We start from the raw sequence: 349 nt of genomic DNA, 5'->3' as shown, positions 1-349 counted from the left end.
ATTCATGGCCGGAATTTACGGGGCTGGGTCAAGGAGTTCGTCTCGAAGTTTCGAGTTGAAGCTCTCACAGTATCCGTTCTCCCATGGTGATCCTGGCTCGATGTAGAGCGTCCTGACATCCAGTGCCTCCAGCCATTCACGCAAAGCGGTAGCAATAAACTCCGGCCCATTATCTGATCGGATGTGCTCCGGTGGCCCATGTTCAAGGAACAGCTCACCAAGCGTGTCGAGGACATCCCGAGAGTTCAGTCTTCGTTCGACGCGGATCGCCAGACACTCTCTCGTAAATTCATCTATGACGCAGAGCATGCGGAAAATCTTGCCATCATGCGTACGGTCCTGGACGAAG

The 349-nt window shown here is 53.6% G+C and carries 1 pseudogene; it reads right to left on the bottom strand.

Annotated features, from left to right (window positions below):
• Positions 1–27: 27 nt before the first annotated feature.
• A pseudogene (locus tag HY26_RS03560) lies at positions 28–349 on the bottom strand (DDE-type integrase/transposase/recombinase); the annotation flags it as partial.

It is taken from the genome of Hyphomonas sp. GM-8P (assembly GCF_003263315.1).
Lineage (GTDB): Bacteria > Pseudomonadota > Alphaproteobacteria > Caulobacterales > Hyphomonadaceae > Hyphomonas.
The sequence above is the reverse complement of the archived record's forward strand: the minus strand, read 5'-3'. Positions and strand labels throughout refer to the sequence as shown.